Here is a 22702-nt window from a genome sequence, read left to right on the forward strand (position 1 = left end):
TTCCGCTCAGGAGATCCCGAGTTCCCTGTCGATCAGGTCGAACATGTCCTCGTCGGAAGCGGCGATCAGTTCCTCGTCGACGGTCGCCTCCTGCGGTTCTTCGGATGCCGCCCAGCTGTCCAGCAAGGTGCGCAGTGCTTCGGTGAGGGCCTGGCGTGCGGCGGGGTCGGACGCCTGCCGGTAGGCGGCTTCCACCTGTTCCAGGCCGGCGGGCACGTCACCGGCCCCTCCGCCCGCGGCGGGCAGCAGTTGGGCGTCCAGGTGGTCGGCGAGGGCGTTCGGCGTCGGGTGGTCGAAGACGATGGTCGCCGAGAGCCGGGTGCCGAGGACCGCGCTGAGCCGGTTGCGCAGTTCCACCGCGGTCAGGGAGTCGAAGCCCATGTCGCGGAAGGCGCGTCCCGGTTTGACGGTGTCGGACGGGCCGTGGCCCAGGACCGCGCCCACGTGGCGGCGGATCAGGTCGACGAGCCGGCGGCGGCGCTTGGGTGCGGGCAGTGCGCCGAGTTCGGCCAGCAGAGCGGCGGCCGCGGTGGCTTCGTCGTGCTGTGCCTCGGGCTGCGTGGCGCTGCGGGCGGCGAGGAGTTCCTGTACTTCGGGTACCTCGTCGATGAGCGGACGGTGTCCGTGGGCGCAGTAGGCGGGGACGAAACGGTCCCAGCGGATGTCGGCGACCACGAGCGTGGTCTCGTGCCCGGCGGCGGCCTCGCGCAGGGCGCGGACGGCGCGTTCGGGAGCCATCGCCGGGACACCGCGGCGCAGCAGCTGCTCGCCGGTCTCCTCGTCGACCATGCCGCCGCCCGCCCAGGCGCCCCAGGCGATCGAGGTGGCGGGCAGTCCCTGGGCGCGGCGCCGTTCGGCGAGGGCGTCGAGGTGGGCGTTGGCGGCGGCGTACGGGGCCTGTCCTCCGTTGCCCCAGACGCCGGCGCCGGAGGAGAAGAGGACGAAGGCGTCCAGCGGGTGTCCGGCCAGCAGCTCCTCCAGGTTCTGCGCGCCGACTACCTTGGCGTGCATCACGCCGGCGGTGTCGTCGAGGGTGAGCTCGCCCAGCGGGCGTGCCGCCTCGACGGCGCCCGCCGTGTGGACGACCGCGGTGAGCGGGAGCTCCTCGGGTACGGCGTCGAGCAGTGCGCAGAGCGCGTCGCGGTCGGCGATGTCGCAGGCGGCGAGGGTCACGCGGCAGCCTAGGGCGGTGAGTTCGTCGCACAGTCCGGCGGCGCCGGGGGCGTCGGGGCCGCGCCTGCTGGTCAGGATCAGGTGCTCGGCCCCGTCCTGTGCCAGGGACCGCGCGACGTGCGAGCCGAGGGCTCCTGTGCCGCCGGTGACCAGGACGGTGCCGCGGGGGCGCCAGGCGTCGGCGTCGGCGTCGGCGATGGCGTTGGACGCGTGGAGCGGCGTACGGATCATGCGCCGGACGCTGACGCCTCCTGCGCGCAGCGCGAACTCGGTTTCCCGGCCGCCGTCTTCCGGGGCCGCTTGGGCGAGCAGGGCAGGGAGGCGGTGCAGTGCGGACTCGGTGTCGGCGGCGGGCAGATCGACGAGGCCGCCGCAGCGGTCGGGGTCGTCGAGGCCGATCACCCGTGCGAGTCCCCACACGGCCGCCTGCGCCGGGTCGGGAGCGCCGTCGCGTTCGCCGGTCGACACCGCACCTTGGGTGAGGCACCACAGCCGGCCGGGGACAGCGGCGTCGTCGAGCGCCTGGACGAGCGCCACCGTTGCGAGCAGCCCGTGCGAGACGCCCGCGCTCTGCTTGCTCTCCGCGTCGTTGAGGGCCAGCAGCGACAGGACGCCGGCCGGTGAGACGCCCGCGGGAAGGTCCGCGAGCAGCCGCTCGGCCAGTTCGGTGCGCTGGGCCGAGTCGGGCACGGTGAACTCGAGGGTCCGGGCACCGGCGGCGTGCAGGGCGCCGGCCGTGGCCGCGACGAGGTCGTGGTCCCGGTGCTTCTCGGGGACGGCGAGGAGCCAGGTGCCGTCCAGGGCTGCGGTGGCAGGCGTGGCGGCGGGCTTGGGCCGCCAGGTGATGCGGTAGCGCCAGCTGTCGAGTGTGGAGCGGTCCTGCCGGCCGCGGTGCCAGGACGACAGGGCCGGGACCACCTCGCCCAGCACCGACGGGTCGTTAAGGCCGAGAGTGCGGGCGAACTCTTCCAGGTCGCCGTCCTCGACGGTCTTCCAGAACCGCTCCCCCACCGGATCCACCACCCCGGCCGAGGTCTTCGGCAACTCCAGCCAGTAACGCTGCCGCTGGAAGGCATACGTCGGCAACTCCACCCGACGCGGCGCGAGGCCCTCGAACACCGGGCTCCAGTCCACGCCCACACCCCGCACCCACGCCTCACCCAACGACGTGTAGAACCGGGCCAGACCCCCCTGACCACGACGCAGCGTGCCCGTCACCAGAACGTCGGCGCCCGCTGCCTCGACGGTCTCCGCGACCGGGACCGTCAGCACCGGGTGCGGACTCATCTCCAGGAACGCGCCATGCCCGGCACTCACCAACTCCCGCACCGCGGACTCCAGCTCCACGGTCCGGCGGAGGTTGGTGTACCAGTACCCGGCATCCGTCACCGCCGACTCGACCCACTCACCCGTCACCGTCGAGAAGAACGGCACCACCGGCACCCGCGCCACCACCGGACCAAGAACCTCCAGCAGCTCGTCACGGATCGACTCCACATGCGCCGAGTGCGAGGCGTAATCCACCTCGACCCGCCGCACCCGTATCTCCCGCGTGCCCGCAAGGTCCATCAGTTCATCGAGTGCGTCCGCGTCGCCGGAGACCACCACCGACGTGGGGCCGTTCACGGCGGCGACCGACACCCGGCCGTCCCAGCCCCCGATCAGCTCCTGGACCTGCTCACGCGGAAGGGCCACCGACACCATCCCGCCACGCCCCGCCAGAGCGATGATCGCCCGGCTCCGCAACGCCACCACCCGCGCGCCGTCCGCCAGGCTCAGCGCACCGGACACCACCGCGGCGGCGATCTCACCCTGCGAGTGCCCCACCACCGCGGCCGGACGCACCCCGAACGACTCCCACAACGCCGCCAGCGACACCATCACCGCCCACAGCACCGGCTGCACCACATCCACCCGCTCGAACCCCGCAGCACCCTCCACACCCCGCACCACATCCACCAACGACCAGTCCACAAAAGCGTCCAGCGCCACCGCACACTCACCGAACCGCGCCGCGAACACCGGCGAGGAGTCCAGCAACTCCACCGCCATCCCCACCCACTGCGCCCCCTGCCCCGGAAACACGAACACCGGGGAGTCGGCATTGGCGGAGGCGGTGCCGGAGGTGACGAGCTGCGAGCCGATCAGCAGTGCCCGGTGTTCGAACTGGGAGCGGTGGTTGAGCAGGGACCAGGCCACGTCGACGGGGTGTGCGTCGGTCTCGCGCAGGTGGGACAGGAGGCGGTCGGCCTGGTTCTTGAGCGCGGCCTCCGAGCGGGCCGAGACCGTCAGGGGGACGACGGTCGCCTGTGCGGCCGGCAGGTCCGTGCGGGCGGGTTCGGCGGCGCGGGGAACGTGCTCGATGATGACGTGGGCGTTGGTGCCGCTGATGCCGAAGGACGAGACGGCCGCCGTGCGGGGGCGGTCGTACTCCTTCCAGGGCCGCGCCTGGGAGAGGATCCCGATCGCGCCGGCCGACCAGTCGACCATGGGCGTGGGCGCCTCACCGTACAGGGACCTGGGCAGGACGCCCTCGTGCATGGCCTGCACCATCTTGATGACGCCGGCCATGCCCGAGGCGGCCTGGGTGTGGCCGATGTTGGACTTCACCGAGCCCAGCCACAGGGGCCGGTCGGCGGGCCGGTCCTGGCCGTAGACCGCCAGCAGCGCCTGTGCCTCGATCGGGTCGCCCAGCTTGGTGCCGGTGCCGTGCGCCTCGATGACGTCCACGTCGGTCGTCGACAGGCCCGCGTTCGCCAGCGCGGCGCGGATCACGCGCTGCTGGGAGGGACCGTTGGGGGCGGTGAGGCCGTTGGAGGCACCGTCCTGGTTGATCGCCGTACCGCGGACCACGGCCAGCACCGGGTGGTTGTGGCGGCGCGCGTCGGAGAGCCGCTCCAGGAGCAGGACACCGACGCCCTCCGACAGGGCGAAGCCGTCGGCGTCGGCGGAGAAGGGCTTGCAGCGGCCGTCCGCCGCGAGGGCGCGCTGCCGGCTGAAGGCGATGAAGGGGCTGGGCCCGGACATCACGGCGACGGCGCCCGCCAGGGCGAGTTCACACTCGCCGGCCCGCAGGGCGCGTACGGCCATGTGGAGGGCGACGAGCGAGGAGGAGCAGGCCGTGTCGATGGTGACCGCGGGGCCTTCGAGGCCCAGGGTGTAGGCGATGCGGCCGGAGGCCACGCTGGCCGCGGCGCCGGTGGCGAGGTAGCCCTCGGTTTCCCCGGCGGCGGCGCGCAGTTGGGCGGCGTACTCCTGGTCGGTCAGGCCCACGTATACGCCGGTGCTGCTGCCGCGCAGGGTCTTCGGGGCGATGCCGGCGCGTTCCAGCGCCTCCCAGGCGGTCTCCAGCAGGAGGCGCTGCTGGGGGTCCATGGCGAGGGCCTCGCGCGGCGAGATGCCGAAGAACGCGGCGTCGAACTCGGCGGCGTCGTGCAGGAAGCCGCTCTCGCGGACATAGCTGGTCGCGGTCCGGTCGGGGTCCGGGTCGTAGAGGGCGTCGAGGTCCCAGCCGCGGTCGGCGGGGAACTCCGAGATGGCGTCGACCTCGTCGCGCACCAGCCGCCACAGGTCTTCGGGCGTGCGCGCTCCCCCGGGGTAGCGGCATCCCATCGACACGATCGCGATCGGTTCGTCGTCCGCGGCATCGCGTGCGGCGGGGACGAGCGTGGTCTCGGCGGCGGTCTGCCGGGAGCCGAAGGCCTGCTCTGCGAGGTAGTCGGCCAGGACGGTGATGCTGGGGTGGTCGAAGACGACCGTGGTGGGCAGCGGCAGACCGGTGGTACGGCCGAGGCGGTTGCGCAGTTCGACGGCGGTGAGCGAGTCGAAGCCGAGGTCCTTGAAGGCCAGTTCGGTGTCGACGGCGTCCGCGTCGGCGTGCCCGAGCACGGTGGCGACCTGTCGGCTCACCAGGTCCTTCAGGGCCGTTTGGCGCCGCGCCGAATCGAGCCCGGCGAGGTGCTGGAGCAGGGCGGGCTGCTCCTGGGACGTCGTGTCCTCGTCGTCGGCGGGCTGTGCGTCGGGCAGTTCGGCGAGCAGGGGGCTGGGGCGTACCGAGGTGAACACGCCCGCGAAGCGCGGCCAGTCGACGTCGGCGATCGCGACGAGTGTCTCGTCGTGATCCAGTGCCTGCTTGAGGCCGGTGACGGCGGTGTCCGGGTCGATGACGGGCACGCCGCGGCGGCGGAGGACGTCCTGGATGCTCTCGGCGATCATGCCGCCGCCGGCCCAGGGGCCCCAGGCGACCGAGAGGACGGGCACGCCGTCCGCGCGGCGCTGCTCGGCACGCGCGTCGAGGATGGCGTTGGCGGCGGCGTAGGCGCCGTGGTCGGCGACGCCCCATGTGCCGGAGATGGAGGAGAAGTAGACGACGGCGTCGAGGGCGGCCGGGTCGAGTGCGGCGTCGAGGTGGTCGGCGCCTTGCACCTTGCCGGACAGGGTCGAGACGAGGTCGGTGATGCCGGTGTCGGCGAGTGATCCAAGGGCGCTGATGCCCGCGGCGTGCAGGACGGTGCGGACGGGTGGCACGCCTTCCTGCTCCAGCTGCCGGATCAGTGCGGCGACGGAGTCCGGGTCCGCCATGTCGCAGGCGGCGACGGTGACCGGGGTGCCCTGCTCCTGGAGTTCCTGGCGGAGGTCGGCGATACCGGGTGTGTCGGCGCCGCGGCGTCCGGTCAGGACGAGGTGTCCGGCGCCGTTGCGGGCGAGCCAGCGTGCCATGCGGACGCCGAGGGCGCCGGTGCCGCCCGTGACGAGGACGGTGCCGCGCGGCTTGAAGGAGCGGGCTGCGGGGGCGTCGCCGTGCGGTGCCCGGACCAGCCGGCGGCCGAGCGCCTTGCCGCCCCGTACGGCGATCTGGTCCTCGGTTGCCTCGCCGGTGAGGAGGTCGGCGAGCAGGTTCAGGGTGGGTTCGCCGGCTGCCTCGGGGAGGTCGATCAGGCCGCCCCAGCGCCCCGGGTGCTCCAGGGCGGCGACCCGGCCGAGTCCCCAGACGCCTGCCTGGAGGGGGGCGGCGGGTGCCCGGTCATCCGCCGTGGCGACGGCTCCGCGGGTGACGCACCACAGCGGTGCCTCGATGCCGGCGTCGCCCAGGGCCTGGACGAGCGCGAGGCTCACGGCCAGGCCCTCAGGCACGGACGCGTGGTCGGGGTGCGGACGCTCGTCGAGGCCGGCCAGGGAGAGCACGCCGCTGACGGCAGCGGCCTCGGCCCGGAGCCGGCCGCTCAGCCGCTGACGGTCGGCATCCGCCGCAGCGACCGTCAGGACGCGTACGTCTTCCGCTCGTTGCGTGAGAACGGTGAGGGCGGCCTGGGACAGCGGGTCGTCGTCGAACGCCTCGGGGACGACGAGGAGCCAGGTGCCGTCCAGGGACGCGCCGGACGGCGTGCGGCCGGCCAGGGGCCGCCAGGTGATGCGGTAGCGCCAGCTGTCGAGTGTGGAGCGGTCCTGCCGGCCCCGGTGCCAGGACGACAGGGCCGGGACCACCTCGCCCAGCACCGACGGGTCGTTAAGGCCGAGAGTGCGGGCGAACTCTTCCAGGTCGCCGTCCTCGACGGTCTTCCAGAACCGCTCCCCCACCGGATCCACCACCCCGGCCGAGGTCTTCGGCAACTCCAGCCAGTAACGCTGCCGCTGGAAGGCATACGTCGGCAACTCCACCCGACGCGGCGTATACGGAGCGAAAGCCGGGCTCCAGTCCACGCCCACACCCCGCACCCACGCCTCACCCAACGACGTGTAGAACCGGGCCAGACCCCCCTGACCACGACGCAGCGTGCCCGTCACCAGAACGTCGGCGCCCGCTGCTTCGACGGTCTCCGCGACCGGGACCGTCAGCACCGGGTGCGGGCTCATCTCCAGGAACGCGCCATGCCCGGCACTCACCAACTCCCGCACCGCGGACTCCAGCTCCACGGTCCGGCGGAGGTTGGTGTACCAGTACCCGGCATCCGTCACCGCCGACTCGACCCACTCACCCGTCACCGTCGAGAAGAACGGCACCACCGGCACCCGCGCCACCACCGGACCAAGAACCTCCAGCAGCTCGTCACGGATCGACTCCACATGCGCCGAGTGCGAGGCGTAATCCACCTCGACCCGCCGCACCCGTATCTCCCGCGTGCCCGCAAGCTCCATCAGTTCATCCAGTGCGTCCGCGTCGCCGGAGACCACCACCGACGTGGGGCCGTTCACGGCGGCGACCGACACCCGGCCGTCCCAGCCCGCGATCAGCTCCTGGGCCTGCTCACGCGGAAGGGCCACCGACACCATCCCGCCACGCCCCGCCAGAGCGATGATCGCCCGGCTCCGCAACGCCACCACCCGCGCGCCGTCCGCCAGGCTCAGCGCACCGGACACCACCGCAGCGGCGATCTCACCCTGCGAGTGGCCCACCACCGCGGCCGGACGCACCCCGAACGACTCCCACAACGCCGCCAGCGACACCATCACCGCCCACAGCACCGGCTGCACCACATCCACCCGCTCGAACCCCGCAGCACCCTCCACACCCCGCACCACATCCACCAACGACCAGTCCACAAAAGCGTCCAGCGCCGCCGCACACTCACCGAACCGCGCCGCGAACACCGGCGAGGAGTCCAGCAACTCCACCGCCATCCCCACCCACTGCGCCCCCTGCCCCGGAAACACGAACACCGGGGAGTCGGCATGGGCGGAGGCGGTGCCGGAGACGGTCGGGTCGCCGAGTGCCTGGGTCAGGGCGGGGAGGTCGCGGGAGCCGAGGGCGAAGGCGCGGTGTTCGAAGACGGAGCGGCCGGTCAGCAGGGACCAGGCGACGTCGGTGGCGAGGGCGCCGGCGGCGGCCGGCGTGTCGGTCTGGGTCGTGGAGAGCAGTTCGCCGAGCCGGGCGGCCTGTTCCCGGAGGGCTTCGGGGGTGCGTGCCGAGAGGAGGACGGGCACGGTCACGTCGTCGGCCGGGATGCCGGCGGGTTCGGCGGGCACCGGTTCGGGCTGCTCGATGATGACGTGGGCGTTGGTGCCGCTGATGCCGAAGGAGGAGACGCCGGCGCGGCGGGGGCGGCCGAGTTCGTCCCAGGGCCGTGCCTGGGCCAGGAGTTCCACGGCGCCGGTGGACCAGTCGACGAAGGAGGTCGGTGTCTCGCCGTGCAGGGACTTGGGCAGCAGGCCTTCGCGGATGGCGAGGACCATCTTGATGATGCCGGCGACGCCGGCGGCGGCCTGGGTGTGGCCGATGTTGGCTTTGAGGGAGCCGAGCCACAACGGCCGGTCGGCGGGCCGGTCCTGGCCGTAGGTCGCCAGCAGGGCCTGTGCCTCGATCGGGTCGCCGAGCTTGGTGCCGGTGCCGTGTGCCTCGACGACGTCGACGTCCGCCGTCGTCAGGCCGGCGTTCGCCAGTGCGGCTTGGATCACGCGTTGCTGGGAGAGGCCGTTGGGGGCGGTGAGGCCGTTGGAGGCACCGTCCTGGTTGATCGCCGTACCGCGGACCACGGCCAGCACCGGGTGGTTGTGGCGGCGTGCGTCGGAGAGCCGCTCCAGGAGCAGGACACCGACGCCCTCGCCCCAGCCGGTGCCGTCCGCGCTCTCCGCGAACGGCTTGCACCGTCCGTCCGCCGCGAGTCCCCGCTGGCGGCTGAACTCCACGAACATGCCGGGGCCGGACATGACGGTGGCGCCGCCGGCGAAGGCGAGTGAGCACTCGCCGGTGCGCAGTGACTGGACGGCCATGTGGAGGGCGACGAGGGAGGAGGAGCAGGCCGTGTCGATGGTGACCGCGGGGCCTTCGAGGCCCAGGGTGTAGGCGATGCGGCCGGAGGCCACGCTGGCGGCGGTGCCGGTGAGGACATGGCCTTCGATCGCTTCGCCCGCTTCGTGCAGGCGCGGCCCGTACTCCGGGGCGGTGATGCCGAGGAAGACGCCGGTGGCGGTGGACTGCAGGCGGCGCGGGTCGAGGCCGGCGCGTTCTGCGGCTTCCCAGGCGGTCTCCAGCAGGAGTCGCTGCTGGGGGTCCATGGCGGTCGCCTCGCGCGGCGAGATGCCGAAGAACGCGGCGTCGAACTCGGCGGCGTCGTGCAGGAAGCCGCCTTCGCGGACGTAGCTGGTGCCGGGCCGGTCGGGGTCGGTGGTGAAGAGGGTGGTCATGTCCCAGCCGCGGTCGGCGGGGAACGCGCAGTGGACGTCCGCTTCGTCGCGCACCAGCTGCCACAGGTCCTCGGGCGTGCGGACTCCTCCGGGGTAGCGGCATCCCATCGACACGATCGCGATCGGTTCGTCGTCCGCGCGGTGTGTGGTCGCCGCGGCGGTGTGGGTTTGGGTGCCGTCGCGTTGCTCGTCGAGGTGGCGGGCCAGGCGGGCCGGGGAGGGGTGTTCGTAGACGGCGGTGACGGGCAGGTGCAGGCCGGTGGCCTGGCCCAGGCGCTCGCACAGTTCGACGGCGGTGACCGAGTCGAAGCCGAGGTCTTTGAAGGTGCGGGCGGGGTCGATGGCCTCGGCGCCGAAGTGGCCGAGGACGACGGCCGCGTGCTCGCGCACCAGCCGGAGGCTGTCGCCGGGGCCGGGGCCGGGGCCCGTGGGAGCCGTGGGGGTGGTGGGGGTGGTGGGCGCCGGGGGGTGCGGTGCGGGCGTGGCCGGGAGCGTGTGGGGGTGTGCGGGGGTGCCGGGGGTGGTGTCGATCCAGTGGCGGCTGCGCTGGAAGGCGTAGGTCGGCAGGTCGATGGTGCGGGGGTGGTGGCCGGTGAAGGCCGGTGTCCAGTCGACGTCGGCGCCGCGTGTCCAGAGTTCCGCGAGGGAGGTGTAGAAGCGGGCGAGCCCGCCGTCGTGGCGCCGCAGGGTTCCGGTGACGACGGCGGGCTCGCCGTGGGTGGTGGCCTCGGCGGTCTCCCTGACCGGGACGGTCAGCACGGGGTGCGGGCTGACCTCGATGAACGTGGTGTGTCCGGCGGCGGCCAGCGCCCGTACGGCGGGTTCGAGGAGTACGGGCCGGCGCAGGTTGGCGTACCAGTAGGCGGCGTCGGTCGCGGGGCCCTGGAGCCAGTCGCCGGTGACGGTGGACAGGAAGGGGATGTCGGGGGTGCGCGGGGTGATGGGGGCGAGGAGGCGCAGGACATGGTCGCGGACCGGTTCGACGTGGGCGCAGTGGGAGGCGTAGTCGACGTCGATGCGGCGGGTGCGGACGCCCTGGCGTTCGGCTTCGGCGGTCAGTTCGTCGAGGCAGGCGGTGTCGCCGGAGACGACGACCGAGGAGGGGCCGTTGACGGCGGCGACGGTGATGCGCTCGTCCCAGGGGGCGAGGAGGCGGCGTGCCGGTGCCTCGGGCAGGGCCAGGGACATCATGCCGCTGAGGCCTTTGAGGGGCAGGAGTGCCTTGCTGCGCAGGGCGACGGCCAGGGCGCCGTCCTGAAGGCTCAGTGCGCCCGCGACGCAGGCGGCGGCGATCTCGCCCTGGGAGTGTCCGACGACCGCCGCGGGCTGTACGCCGTGTGCGCGCCACAGGGCGGCCAGGGAGACCATGACGGCCCACAGGACGGGCTGGACGACTTCGGAGCGGTCCATGGCCGGTGCGTCGGCGTCGCCGCGCAGGACGGCGAAGAGCGAGAAGTCGACGTGCGGGGCGAGTGCGGCCTCGCACTGGGCGAGTTGGTCGGCGAAGGCGGGTGCGGTGGTCAGGAGCTGGGCGGCCATGCCCGCCCACTGGCTGCCCTGGCCGGGGAAGACGAAGACGGGCCGGTCGACGGCCGCGGGCGTGGGCGTGGGGCCGGGGGGCAGGGCGGTGGTGAGGCGGTGCAGGAGGGTGGCGGAGTCGGCGCCGGCGGCGACGGCCCGGTAGGCGAAGGGGGTGCGGGTGGTGAGCAGGGACCAGCCGACGTCCACGGGGTCGGCGTGGGCGGCGGGGTGGGCGGCGAGGCGTTCGGTCTGGGCGCGCAGGGCTTCGGGGCTGCGGGCGGACAGCAGCCAGGGCACCACGGGCGGTTCGGCGTGGGCGGGCCGGGCGGCGGCCGGGGTGGGCGGCGGTGCCTGTTCGAGGACGAGGTGGGCGTTGGTGCCGCCCATGCCGAAGGAGGAGACGCCGGCGAGGAGGGGCCGGGCGGGATCCGGTGCGCTCCACCGGGTGGTCTCCAGTTGGACGCGCAGGCCCAGTCCGTCGAGGTCGATGGCCGGGTTGGGGGTGGTGTGGTTGAGGCTGGGCACGAGCTGTCCGTGGGACAGGCACAGGATGACCTTGAGCAGGCCCGCGATGCCGGCCGCGCCTTCCAGGTGGCCGATGTTCGTCTTGACCGAGCCGACGGCCAGCGGGGTGCTGCGGGCGGGGTCGGTGCCGAGGGCGGCGCCGAGGGCGGCGGCCTCGACGGGGTCGCCGACGCGGGTGCCGGTGCCGTGGAGTTCGACGTAGTCGATGCCGGCCGGGGCGACGCCGGCGCGGGCGCAGGCGCTGCGCAGGACGGCTTCCTGGGCGGCGGCGTCGGGGGTGGTGAGGGTGGCGCCGGTGCCGTCGTTGTTGACGGCTCCGCCGCGGATGACGGCGTGGATGCGGTCGCCGTCGGCCAGGGCCCGGGAGAGGGGTTTGAGGACGACGAGGCCGGCGCCCTCGCCGCGGACGAATCCGTTGGCGCGGGCGTCGAAGGTGTGGCACAGGCCGTCGGGGCTGAGTCCGCCGAACTCGGCGAGGGCCTGGGTGCTGCCGGGGACGAGGTTGAGGTGGACGCCGCCGGCGAGGGCGAGTTCGCAGTCGCCGGCGCGCAGGCTGTCGCAGGCGAGCTGGACGGCGACGAGGGAGGAGGACTGGGCGCTGTCGACGGTGAGGCTGGGGCCGCCGACGCCCAGGGCGTAGGAGAGGCGGTTCGCGATGAGGCCGCGGTTGAGTCCGGTGAGGGTGTGGTGGCCCACGCCCTCGGTGCCCTGCCGGTGGACGAGTTCGGCGTAGTCGCTGACGTCGGCGCCGACGAAGACGCCGGTGGCGCGCGGTGCCCGGGCCGCGTCGCATCCGGCGTTCTCCAGTGCCTCCCAGCCCAGTTCGAGGATGAGCCTGGCCTGCGGGTCCATGGCCTCGGCCTCGCGGGGCGAGATGCCGAAGAAGGCCGCGTCGAAGTCGCCGGGGGTGTCGATGAACCCGCCGCGGTAGGGGACGGTGGTGCCCCGGCCGGTGGTGAGGGTGTCGTCGTGGGGTGCGCCGGTACGACGGTCCGGGGGGGTGTCGGTGATGGCGCTGCGGCCCTGGGCGATCAGGTTCCAGTAGGCGTCCGGGTCAGGGGCTCCGGGCAGCCGGCACGCAAGGCCGACCACAGCCACGGGCTCGTGGGCCGAAGTGGTGGTGCGGGCGTCCGCGGGTACCGGCTCGTTCATGGATGGCACTCCAAACACCAGGGCGACAGGGTCGGGGGCAGCCCTCACGGTTGCACGGCCTCAGGCGCGCTCAGCGCTCCTGCCAGGTGCTCTAGGGGAACTCCTAAGCGGTGCCCGCACGCCGGGACAAAGGCGCCCGCGGGCCCTGGGCCTGCCCCATAGCGAGGAGGGCGGGGGCCGGGCAAGAGGAGCAACTCTAGGCGTATGCCCGAACTTGGCACGGCACGCTCGAGGGGCGGCAGCCGACTGCCGCGAGGTCTGCCCCGTGTGTCCACCAGCGTCGTGCGCGCGGGTCTGCCGATGTGCTCCTGGACAGATGTGTTCATGGACAGATGCGTTCGTGGACAGATGCGTTCGTGATCGTGGACAGATGTGTTCGTGGATGTGTTCCTGAAGGAGAAGAGGCGGATTCCATGACCGCGACAAGCCTGGTGCTGCCGGCACGCAACGCGGGCTCTGGCATCGTGTCCCGGCTGGCGGCGTCAGCGGCGGCGGTCGAGGGCGGGGTGATGAGCAACGCGGAGTTCTCCGCCTGGCTCGACGAGCGCCGGCACGAGCAGCGCCAGCAGGTCGAGCGGGTGCCGTTCGCGGCGCTGCGCGGCTGGCGCTTCGAAGCCCGCACCGGCGACCTGCGCCACGACAGCGGGCGGTTCTTCTCGGTGCACGGGCTGGCGGTGCGCTCGGACTTCGGGCCGGTACGGACGTGGGCGCAGCCGATCATCCACCAGCCGGAGATCGGCATCCTCGGCATCGCGCTGCGGGACTTCGACGGCGTGCCGCACCTGCTGATGCAGGCGAAGTCGGAGCCGGGCAACGTCAACGGCGTGCAGCTGTCGCCGACGGTGCAGGCGACGAAGAGCAACTACATGCGGGTGCACGGCGGTTCGGCGGTGCCCTACCTGGACTTCTTCCGCAGGCCCGAGCCGGGCCGGGTCGTGGCGGACGTCCTGCAGTCGGAGCAGGGGTCGTGGTTCCTGCACAAACGCAACCGGAACATGATCGTGGAGGTGGGCCCTCAGGCGGAGGCCGGCGAGGACTTCGCCTGGCTGACACTGGGGCAGGTCAACCTGCTGCTGGGCCACGACAACCTGGTGAACATGGACGCCCGGACGGTCCTGTCGTGCCTGCCGGAGTGGCGCTGCAGCACCCCGCAGACGAGCGGAGAGACGGGCAAAGCGGCGGGCGGGGACGCCGGGCGGGCGCCGCGCACGGACCGGGAGATCCGCGCCTGGCTCACCCGGCGGCGGGCCGAGCACGAGGTCAGTGCCACCCCGCTGCCGCTGGCCAGGACGGAGGGCTGGCTGCGTACGCCGGAGGCGGTGACGCACCGCAGGGGCCTGTACTTCGACATCGTCGCGGTGGACGTGTCCTCGCACCGGCGTGAGGTGCCCGCCTGGTCGCAGCCGCTGCTTCAGCCGCACGGCATGGGCATCGCGGCGCTGTTCGTGAAACAGGTCGACGGGGAGCTGCACGCCCTGCTGCGCTCACGCGCCGAGCCGGGCTTCCTGGACGTGGTGGAACTGGGCCCGACGGTGCAGTGCGTGCCGCGGAACTACGCGCATCTGCCCGAGCCGGACCACCCGCCCTATCTCGCCGAAGTGCTGGCACGCCGCGGCGAGGCCCGCTACGACGTGGTGCTGTCGGAGGAGGGCGGCCGGTTCAGGCACGCACAGAGCCACTACATGATCATCGAGACGGACGGTGACTTTCCCGCCGTCTCGGACGAGTTCCGCTGGGTGACACCCCGTCAGCTGGATGAACTGCTGTGCTACAGCCACCACGTGAACGTGCAGGCCAGGACACTGGTCGCGGCACTGAGGACGCTTTGAGCGCCGCCGGGAGCCGGCCGTTGCGGCTGGGCGCGCTGGGGACGTCGTCCATCGCGCGGCGCCGTGTGCTGCCCACGGCGGTGGCCGCCGAGGAGGTGGAGCTCGTCGCCGTCGCGGGCCGCTCGGCGAGCAAGACGGCCCATTTCGCCCAGCAGTTCGGCTGCGCGGCCCAGGCGGACTTCGCATCGCTGCTGGAGCGCGAGGACGTGGAGGCGGTGTACATCTCCACGCCGACCGCGCTGCACCACACCTGGGCGGCGCGGGCCCTGCGGGCGGGCAAGCACGTACTGGTGGAGAAGCCGGTCGGGGTGAACGCCCGCGAGGCGCGCGAGCTGGCGGCGCTGGCGCAGGAGCGGGGGCTGGTGCTCCGGGAGAACTTCATGTTCCTGCACCATCCGCAGCACGCCTTCGCCGCGGACCTGGTGGAGCGGGGACGGCTGGGCCGGCTCAGCACGATGCAGGCCGCGTTCTGCATTCCGCCGCTGCCCGCCGACGACATCCGCTACACGCCCGGCATGGGCGGCGGAGCACTGCTGGACGTCGGGGTGTATCCGCTGCGCGCCGCCCAGCTGCTCCTGGGAACGGGACTGCGGGTGGCCGGGGCCGTGCTGCGCACCCGCGCCCTGGACGGGCTGGACCTGTCGGGCCAGGCGCTGCTGGTCTCGCCGTCCGGTGTCCTCGCGGACGTGACGTTCGGCTTCGAGCACGCGTACGCCTCGGCGTACACGCTGTGGGGCGACACCGCACGCCTGTCGGTGACGCGCGCCTTCACCCCGCCGCCCGCGCACCAGCCCGTGCTCGTGCTGGAAGAACAGGACCACGAGGAGCGGTTCACGCTGCCGCCCGCCGACCAGCTGCGCACCTGCCTCGCCGAGTTCGCCGCCGCGGTGCGGCGCGGCGGCGCGGGCAGCAGCGCCGAAGAGGCCGAAAAGCGCCGCTCCGCGGTGGCGGCCATGGACCTGGTCGACATGATTGACAAACTGGCCGTGCGCGTACCCGTCGACGATGACCGCCAAGACAGCAGAACAGAACAGCACCGGCACGTTCCCTCTTCTCCCGGCCGATGACGTCCCTGCGGCGTGACGGTCCGAAGACACCGCCCCCGCATCCGGCAGGAAAAGGGAAGACACCGAAAGGAGCGTGCCGTTCTTGAAACCGCCTCGCCGAGCTGCTCCAACAGGGCCGGCGCGCGGGCGGCTTTCCCCCCTCCCGGCTCCGCCGCCGGGGCGGCCGGCACCCGTCCGCGGCCCCGCCCGGCCGGCGCCGCACCGGACCCCCACGGGGTACGCGGGCCCGGGCGGACACCTTCGGCCCCCGCACGCAGACCAGCGCACCGACCCGGGTCCACCGGCCGGCACGGACACCGGCCGCACGCTAGGAGTGTCCTCATGACTCCCCCCACCTCCCCCGCCTCCCCCTCCGCTTCTGCTGCCGCCTCCGCTGCCGCTTCCGGCGCCCCGGTGCCCCCGACAGCCGGGGGCGGGGACGAGGCCCCCGCACCGCCGAAGGCCCCGCGCCCGTCATGGGGCCTCGTCATCACCGTGGCCTGCGACATCGTCCTGCCGGTCGGCCTCTACTACGTGCTGCGCGCCGCCGGCTCCGGCGAGATCACCTCGCTGCTGGTCAGCGGATCCGCACCCGCCCTGCACTCGCTGTACTCGGCCGCCCGCCACCGCAAGCTCGATGCCATCGGCGTCTTCACCGTCGTACTGCTCGTCGTCAGCGCCGTCGCCTCGCTGCTGACCGCGAGCCCGCGCGTCGTACTCGCACGCAACAGCCTGTTCACCGCCCTCGCCGGCGTGTGGCTGCTGGTCACCCTCTTCACGGCCAGGCCGTTCACCTACCAGGCCCTCAAGGCGCTCCTCCCGGGCCGGGCCGACGCGCTGGACAACCTGTGGGAGCAGGACTTTGCGTTCCGCCGGATCTGGCGCATCCTGACCGTCGTGTGGGGCGTGGGGCTCATCGCGGACGCGCTGCTGCGCCTGGTCATGGCCTACACCCTGCCGGTCGACACCGTGCCCGCACTCGACGGAGCGCTGTACGCGGCCACGTGGATCTTCCTCCAGCTCATCACACAGGTCTCGCTGTACCGCTCGGGCACCTTCAAGAAGATCTTCCCGCGTTGACGAATCCCCTCCCTGGGAGGGGATTCCTGGCTCAGGCCGCCTCCTGGAGCGGCGCTCCAGGAGGTCTTACGCCCTCGGCACCAGCCGGGGCCGGAGCAGCCCGGAGGAGCATCACACGCGCGGAGTTCTTGTCCCTGGGGGACACCGCTTTGCACAGGGTGCAGGTACAGGTGCAGGTGCAGGTGCGTTGCGACAGCGGCAGTGCGTGCCTGGTTCTCGCTCCGCACGATCCGCAGTCCATGATGGTGTGCGCGGGATGCACCAGGCCCGACCGGTCCGCAGCAACGGCCCGGTCAGGACGGGGACGACGAACGAGGCGTACCAGTGCCCGGTGCTGTCCCGGTGCACACCCGCCGAGGAGGGCCCGGCGGGCAGTTCGCGGGACCACACCACGGCCAGGACGATCCCGCCCGCCAGGTGCAGGCGCCCGTCCTTCAGCCGGAAACCGCGCCGGGTGCAGTTCGGCGTGGGCAGCGCCTCGCGTTTCTTCTTGTGCTTCGGCATCCCGGCCCGGCGGTGCACCGCCAGCCGCTGCCCGGTGTCCTTCAGGGCCTTCGCGCGGGACGTGCCGAAGTCCCCGATGAGCTGCTGCTGCGGCACCGAGGAGCCCTCGGCCGGCCACGGCACCACCGCGCGGGCCCGGGTCAGCATCCTGTCCGGCAGGGCGGGGCCGCACTTCTCCCCGTCGGCGTGGGCCTTCCTGGAGCGGGCCACGCACTCCTTCCAGACCCACCGGCACCGGTCCCACTCCGCCGGCAGCCCCGCACGGGCCGCGGACGACACCCGCACACCCGCCCCCCTTCGGTCGCGGCCACCCCAACCAGCGAACAAAGGCACACGCGTTCGCCATTGCCCGGCTCCGCCGGCACACCGTACCGGCGCTCCGCCCCGGGCATCGGTGAAGGCACCGGTGAAGGGTCGCCGAAGGTGTCGCGAAGGTGTCGCGAGACGCCCGGGGGGAGCAGTCCGGGCAGGGTGGTGAAGACGCCGGTCACAGCGGATCCACTGGCAAAGCCAAGCCGAATACGTGCACACGCGGGCCACGGGCCACCGCCGCTTCTCCCGGTGCCCGGCGAATCGGGCGAGAGCATGTCCGGTCATCGGTGCCGCGGGCCGGACGCCGGCCGGTGATTTCCCTGTCGGGGGCTGTCCCGCCGTCTTGTCGCGAACCGTCTCGCGGACCTCAACGGGCCTTGTCCGAAAGCCGGGTGGCCCGTGCCGGCGGAAGAGCCGAGCGTGCTTGAGACCGGGTCGGGATCTCCTCGATAGGAAGTGGAAATACCGGACCGTGTCTGGCAATTTTTGACCACTTCGTTCTCGCCTTGCCGCCGCTTTGTGCATTCGGATACTTCGCCACCTGTCAGGGAATTCCCCGACACCTGCTCATCCCACCCACCCCCACCTGCACTTCCTGCCATGCACACACCGGCCAGCGGCATGTGCTTGGAACGCGCCGGGCGATGCGCCAGCCTGCCCGTCAGCCGCAGCGACGAAGGAGGACTGGTGCCGCACGGGCACGCCGGACAGCCTGGACACACCGCCTGGCAGGGCGCACACGCATACGAACTGGCTGTACTGATGGAGGAGTTGGAACGTGCCCGTACGTCGGCCGGATGCGTGCGGCTGACCGGTGAACCGTGGGTCGGCAAGACCCGTCTGGCGCTCCGGCTGGCCCGGGCGGCGGCGCACCAGGGGTGGACCGTGGCCTGCGGCCGGGCGGCCCGGGGCGGCGGCGGGCGGCCCTTCCACGCGCTGGTGGACGCACTCGACGACCGGCTCGCCGCGGCGGACCCCGCCGTTCTGGGCAGGCTGGGGGCCGTCCGCCTGCGCGTGCTGGCCCAGGTCTTCCCGGCGCTGGGCGGCATGCCCCCCGCCGGCCTGGGGGACATCGACGTCCACGCGGTCGCACGGGCGGTGCGGGCGGTGCTGGAACAACTGGCCGGCCGGCGCGGGCTCCTGCTCGTGCTGGACGACGCGCACCGCGCGGGAGCGGAGGTGGCCGAGTTCACCGAACACCTGCTGCGCCGCCCGCCGGACGCGCCCGTGCTCACGGTGCTCGTCCACCGCGGCGGCGGGCCGGCCGCCCGCAGGCTGGCCTCGCTCGCGCACGCGGACGGCGCCGTCCGTCACCTCGCGCTGCGGCCGCTGCCGCGGGAGGCGGCCGCGGCGCTGCTGCCCGCCGGGCTCGGCCCGTTGCACCGGGAGCTGATCCTGCGGGACGGGGCGGGGGTGCCGGGGCTGCTGCGGGCGCTGTCCGACGGTGCGGCGCCCGACGCCGGGGGTGTGCCCCACAGCAGCCTTGAACTGGCCTGCGGCCCCTCTCCGCTGCCGCCCACCGCGCAGGCGCTGGATCTGGGCGTGCTGTCCCCGCTCGCCCGGCGCGCGGTGGCCGCGGCCGCGGCGGCCGGTGATCCCTTCACCCCGGAGGAGGTGGCGGGCACGGCCCTGCTGTCCGTGGAGGAGGCCCTGCGCGCGGTGGACGAACTGCACAGCGAGGGCATCGTCCAGCCCGGCCCCAGGGCGGGATGGTTCCGTTTCTGCCGCCCGGCGGTGCGGGCCCTGGTGTACCAGACGGCGGGGGCGGCCGCGCTGCGTGCGGCGCGAAAGCGGGCGCCGGACGCGGCGGCGCACACGGGCACCGCCACGGCGGTGCTCACCGCGCTGCTGGAGTCGGCGGCGCCGCCGACGGCCCGGGAGGCGGAGTTCCTGGAGGCGCAGGCGCGTGCCACGGTGTTCGCGCAGCCGGCCCGCGCGGCGCGGGCGGCGCGCCGGGCGGCGGAGTGTCCCGGCGCCCCGCCCGGTGTGCGTCTGCTGCTGTGCCAGGCGCTGGTGCTGTCCGGACGGCCCGCCGAGGCGCTGGCCGAGTACGCGCGGCTGTGGCCGCGGCAGGAGACGGACCAGGCCTTGGCGCAGGCCGCGGTGTGGGCCGAGGCCGCGGTGTGGCGGGCCCGGGCGCTGCGGCTGCTGGGGGCCCGGGCGCAGGCCAGGCGCGTGCTGCGGGCGGTGCCCGCCGAGGGCCGTGCCGCCATCCCGGCGGCGCAGGCCGAACTGGCCGCGCTGCTGCTGGAGTCGGGGCGGCCGGCGCGGGGCGCCGCGCTCACCGCCGCCCGCCGTGCGGTGCGCTGCGTGCCGCCGAGCGACGTGGCCGCGCACGGCCACGCCCTGGCTCTGCTGGCCGCCGCCCATGCCGCGCAGGGGGCCGCCGGCACGGCCCGGGAGGTGGCCGGGGAGGCCGGGCCTTTGCTGTCCGGGCTCGGCCGGGAGGGGGCGGCGCCGGTGGTGGAGGCGTGGCGCTGGCTGGGCGAGGCCTCGGCGGGCGGTGACGGGCGGCGGGCCCGGCGGTTTTTCCAGCGCGGTTTCGACCTCGCCCTGCACCACGGGCAGGGGCATTTGCTGGGGCCGCTCGCACGGGGGCTGGCCGGGGCGTGTCTGGAATCCGGTGACCCGGCCGCCGCGTCCGCTCACGCGCGTTTCGCGGCCGCGGAATTCGACCGTCTCACGGCATACGATTCGGCAGCCGCCGCGCAGGATTTCCTTGAATCCGTCGAGCGGGCCGCACAAAAGAATTCGGAAAGTGACCGCTGTGTCCCGCTGAGTGCGCGCGAGCGGGAAATCGCGATGCTTATCGGTCCGGGTCTCACGAATCAGCAGATTGCGGCCCGGATGGACATCAGCATCAAAACCGTCGAAACCTATATGGGGCGTATCTTCAAAAAACTGGGGGCGCGGTCCCGGGCGCAGGTCGTTTTTCTCCTCTCTGCCGATCCGGTGGCCGGGAGGAATTCCTGAACGAGCCGCGGCGCCGTTCTTCTGCCGTTCACCTGGGAGCGGCGCGGCCCGGGCGGGGGAAGGCCGCCGGGCCGTGTCCGAGGCGCCCGTGCACCCGCGTGGGCCGTGCCGGGACGGCCCTCGCACCGGGCGGGCCGGCCGGACCGGGCGGTGCCCGGGGCCCTGCGCCGTGCGCCGGGCGCATGGCTGCCGGGCCAGGCCGTGGCCGGTGCAGTGTCACCGCACCGGTCCTGCCGGTGCGGTGACACTGCCGGGGGGGCGGCGTGTGCCGGTGCGGCGGCCACGGCCGGGCCGGCCCCGCACGCCCCCCGCACACCCCCGCACACCCCCGCACAGCCCGGAGCGCCGCGGGCCGTGTGCGGGGGCGTGCGGCGGGAGCGGCCGGTGCCGCGCAGGCGGCCGGCCGGTGCCCGCGGACCTGGACGCGGGGGGCGGTGATCACGCGCTGCGGGGCGCGGGGGGCCGCGCCGGACCGGGAGAAGGCCTGCGGCCGCCGCCCGCTCACCAGGTCCGGCCGCGGCAGGTCCGCAAAACCGGTGGCGGGGCCGCTGCGGCCCGCAGAACGGCTGCGGCTGCGGCGGCAGGTGTGCCGGCCGGCCTGCGCGAGGCCGCCGGGTGGCTGTCGTACCAGGTGGGGACGGCAGCCGGACGGGCCGTCCGGCAGGCGGTGCTGCCGTTGTCCTGCTCCCGGGGACTCCCGGGAGCAGGACGGGACGGGACGGGACGGGGCGGGGCGGGGCGGGGCGGGGCGGCCGTGGGCCGCCGAAGCCACCGGCGGCGCTCGGCCGGCCGGAGGATGTGCCCGCCCCGTGCCGGCCGGCGACGTGCGGGGGGCGTGCCGGCGCCGGTGTTCCACGGCGGGGTGCAGCACGCCTGCGGGCCCCGGGGCGGGAACCCGTGCGGCAGCCGCGCGCCTGCCCGGCCCCGCACGGCGCCCCGCTCCCGCTCGCCGGCCGCCGCCGGGCCCCGCGGGCGGGAGCGGGGCGCGCCCGGCGCAAACGCCGACGGGCGGACCGGGTTCATCCGGTCCGCCCGTCGGTGTCCGCGCCGGTTCGTCAGCCCCATTGGTCGTCGTCCGGGACGGCCGCCGCCCCGGAATGCACCGGCCCGGACGCCGGGGACACCGCGACCAGGCCGTGGGCAATGGCGGGGGCGGTAATGCCTGCCCCGAGCGAGCAGATGACTCCGACTGCCGTCAGAAGTCCAGCTGTCATGATTCGCAACACAGCCTTACTCATGTCTACCCCCACGTTTGACAGTTGGCGTGCGGTGCATGAGCAAGACTTCCGCACCGAGGTTTTCCGCCCAACCCATTCCTGGTGTCGTAAAGTTGCCTGACAAGAAGTTCCGTCACACTGGAGTGTGGGCCTGCAATGACCGAAAGCGCTCTCCCGGCTGGCGCATTAGCCACGCTGGATGAGGCCGAGGCGAGGGCGTACCGCAATGCAGTACTGCTGGGCCGCTTTGTCCGCGAGGAGATGGCGACCGCCCTCGGTGTCTCCCTCGAAAAGGCGGCACAAGTCGAGCAGCGTCTGTCGGCGCTGAGCCTGCTGCGTCCGATGCCCGGCGAGCCGGAGCTGCTGGTGCCGGTGAGCCCCGACACGGCGGTGGCCGATCTCGTGGGGCCGGCCGAGAGCCGCATACGGGACCTGCAGCGGGAGGTCTCCGAGATCCGTGACCAGATGGGCGCGCTGCGCGCGACGTACTTCGAGAGCCGTCAGCAGCGCAACCAGACCGAGGCCTTCGACGTGATCAGCGACATCAACGCGCTGCAGGCCGTGCTGGACGAGCAGGGCGAGCGCTGCCGCACCGAGATGCTCACCGCCCAGCCCGGCGGTGCCCGCCCCTCCAGCCTGCTGGCCAACGCCCGGCCCAGGGCCCTTCAGCGGCTGGAGCGCGGGGTGCGGATCCGTCACCTCTACCAGCACACCGCGCGCAGCGACCTCGCCACCACCTCCTACGTGCAGGCGGTGACCGCGCACGGAGCGGAGGTGCGCACCACCGACGAACTGATCGACCGGATCGTCATCTACGACCGGGAGGTGGCCTTCCTTCCCGAGCAGCACGTGGACGGCCGGGAGCCGGGGGCGGTGGTGGTGCGCGAGCCGACGCTGGTGGCCTTCATCTGCCGGGTCTATGAGCATCTGTGGGCCGGGGCCACCCAGTTCGTGCCCGGGACCGAGGACAGCAGCGAGATCACCGACGACCTGAAACGGTCGATCATCAAGCTGATGGCGCAGGGCTACAAGGACGAACTCGTGGCCCGCCGGCTGGGCATGTCGGTGCGCACCTGCCGCCGGTACATCTCCCAGATCATGCTGAGTGTGGATGCCACCAGCCGTTTCCAGGCCGGTGTGCAGATCGCGCTGACGGGGCTGGGGGACCTGGAGTAGGCCCGCTGGGCAGTGTCTGCCAGGCCACAACCTGCCATCCGGCGGGCGTGGCCGGCCGGGCGCGGTGCGCGGC

The 22702-nt window shown here is 73.6% G+C and carries 7 protein-coding genes and 1 pseudogene; 5 read left to right on the forward strand and 3 right to left on the reverse strand.

Features of this window, described 5'->3' with window-relative positions:
• Positions 1 to 6 precede the first annotated feature (6 nt).
• A complete protein-coding gene (locus OG747_RS00725) occupies positions 7 to 12492 on the reverse strand; it encodes a type I polyketide synthase (protein ID WP_405876764.1) in 12486 nt (4161 codons plus the stop codon).
• Positions 12493 to 12905: 413 nt separating this feature from the next.
• On the opposite strand from OG747_RS00725, the gene OG747_RS00730 reads away from it, so the two are divergent.
• The 3 genes from OG747_RS00730 to OG747_RS00740 all read left to right on the forward strand — a co-directional run bounded on the left by OG747_RS00730 (position 12906) and on the right by OG747_RS00740 (position 16447).
• Positions 12906 to 14321, forward strand: a complete 1416-nt coding sequence (locus OG747_RS00730) for an NDP-hexose 2,3-dehydratase family protein (protein ID WP_405876766.1) — start codon at positions 12906 to 12908, stop codon at positions 14319 to 14321.
• Positions 14318 to 15388, forward strand: coding sequence for a Gfo/Idh/MocA family protein (locus OG747_RS00735; RefSeq protein ID WP_405876768.1), 1071 nt, complete (start codon positions 14318 to 14320; stop codon positions 15386 to 15388). The genes OG747_RS00730 and OG747_RS00735 overlap by 4 nt, the downstream gene beginning before the upstream one ends.
• A 321-nt stretch (positions 15389 to 15709) precedes the next feature.
• A complete protein-coding gene (locus OG747_RS00740) occupies positions 15710 to 16447 on the forward strand; it encodes a VC0807 family protein (protein ID WP_405876770.1) in 738 nt (245 codons plus the stop codon).
• A gap of 31 nt (positions 16448 to 16478) precedes the next feature.
• On the opposite strand, the pseudogene OG747_RS00745 reads toward OG747_RS00740, so the two are convergent.
• Positions 16479 to 17278, reverse strand: a pseudogene (locus OG747_RS00745) (hypothetical protein).
• A gap of 672 nt (positions 17279 to 17950) precedes the next feature.
• On the opposite strand from OG747_RS00745, the gene OG747_RS00750 reads away from it, so the two are divergent.
• A complete protein-coding gene (locus OG747_RS00750) occupies positions 17951 to 20236 on the forward strand; it encodes a LuxR C-terminal-related transcriptional regulator (RefSeq protein ID WP_405876772.1) in 2286 nt (761 codons plus the stop codon).
• Between the two features lie 1055 nt (positions 20237 to 21291).
• Here the strand turns inward: OG747_RS00750 and OG747_RS00755 are convergent.
• The gene (locus OG747_RS00755) at positions 21292 to 21450 is read right to left on the reverse strand and encodes a hypothetical protein (protein WP_405876774.1); all 159 of its coding nucleotides are present in this window, start codon (positions 21448 to 21450) and stop codon (positions 21292 to 21294) included.
• A gap of 159 nt (positions 21451 to 21609) precedes the next feature.
• Here OG747_RS00755 and OG747_RS00760 point away from each other — a divergent pair, with 159 nt between their 5' ends.
• Complete coding sequence (locus OG747_RS00760) at positions 21610 to 22629, forward strand: hypothetical protein (protein ID WP_405876776.1); 1020 nt, start codon at positions 21610 to 21612, stop codon at positions 22627 to 22629.
• The last annotated feature ends 73 nt before the right edge of the window (positions 22630 to 22702 follow it).

This window comes from Streptomyces sp. NBC_01384 (assembly GCF_045040035.1).
GTDB lineage: Bacteria > Actinomycetota > Actinomycetes > Streptomycetales > Streptomycetaceae > Streptomyces.

Excerpts from the sequence above, each read along its gene's own strand:
- OG747_RS00760 (WP_405876776.1), top strand. The coding sequence starts at position 21,610 with ATGACCGAAAGCGCTCTCCCGGCTGGCGCATTAGCCACGCTGGATGAG.
- OG747_RS00740 (WP_405876770.1), top strand. The coding sequence starts at position 15,710 with ATGACTCCCCCCACCTCCCCCGCCTCCCCCTCCGCTTCTGCTGCCGCC.
- OG747_RS00725 (WP_405876764.1), bottom strand. The coding sequence starts at position 12,492 with ATGAACGAGCCGGTACCCGCGGACGCCCGCACCACCACTTCGGCCCAC.
- OG747_RS00730 (WP_405876766.1), top strand. The coding sequence starts at position 12,906 with ATGACCGCGACAAGCCTGGTGCTGCCGGCACGCAACGCGGGCTCTGGC.
- OG747_RS00755 (WP_405876774.1), bottom strand. The coding sequence starts at position 21,450 with ATGACAGCTGGACTTCTGACGGCAGTCGGAGTCATCTGCTCGCTCGGG.